Consider the following 731-nt stretch of genomic DNA (forward strand, 5'->3'; position numbering starts at 1 on the left):
ATCCTGCGGGCCCATTCGTCGGTGGTCCTGTGTCCGGGCCATTCGTCGTCGCTCTCGCCATCAATGAAGTAGCGCTCGTCATCCGCCGGGTGGTAGAAATCTATCAGAGACCTCATGCCACGGCATAGTTCGCGGTGCGCTGTACGCTCCTTCACGAGCTCGATGATGAGCTCCTCCTTGGTCAGCTTCTCCAGCTCCTCCCATTCGCTTGCCATTCCTTTCTCACCTCCCTTTCCGTTTTCCATGCGGATCGCGGAATCAATAGATATCACTTCAGAAACAATGCTCGAAACCATCGCACGGCCTCCCACACTGCGCGTCTGATGCTGCGATCGACGTACGCGGGGCGGACCTTGCCCTTGTCCCGGAGACTCCGGAGGGCCCTGCGAACAGTATCCTCCGTGCATCCGGCGACGTTCGGGGCCAGGGCCTCGACGATCTCCGGGACGGTCATCCTCCCGCCGGACCTGAGGGCGAGGAGGACATCGCTCTGCCTCATGCGGGTCCCTCTCCGTCGATCCTGATTCTCTTGCCGCACCAGGGGCAGTATCTGATCAGGGGACCTCCTCTGGTGACGGACAGTCCGTTCCTGACGATGTCGGTCTCGAGATCGTCCTCCGCGATGGCATCGTAGAGCTCGTCACAGCAGATCACGCGCCCGACCTCCTGGGCCTGGCGACGATTGCGTAGAGGTCCCCGTCCATGAAGACCTCGTGACCGGGCATCTCCGA

Annotated in this window: 3 protein-coding genes; all 3 read right to left on the reverse strand. The window is 61.4% G+C overall.

Annotated features, from left to right (window positions below):
• Positions 1 to 215: hypothetical protein (locus tag V5D86_RS09585; protein ID WP_414596464.1), on the reverse strand; the 215-nt coding region annotated here is incomplete at its 3' end.
• Positions 216 to 268: 53 nt separating this feature from the next.
• Positions 269 to 499, reverse strand: a complete 231-nt coding sequence (locus tag V5D86_RS09590; protein WP_414596465.1) for a hypothetical protein — start codon at positions 497 to 499, stop codon at positions 269 to 271.
• Positions 496 to 654 carry a hypothetical protein gene (locus V5D86_RS09595; RefSeq protein WP_414596466.1) on the reverse strand — a complete coding sequence of 53 codons (159 nt, stop codon included), beginning with the start codon at positions 652 to 654 and terminating at the stop codon, positions 496 to 498. The genes V5D86_RS09590 and V5D86_RS09595 overlap by 4 nt, the downstream gene beginning before the upstream one ends.
• Positions 655 to 731: the final 77 nt, after the last annotated feature.

This window comes from Candidatus Methanoprimaticola sp. MG2, assembly GCF_047501175.1.
Taxonomy (GTDB): domain Archaea; phylum Thermoplasmatota; class Thermoplasmata; order Methanomassiliicoccales; family Methanomethylophilaceae; genus Methanoprimaticola.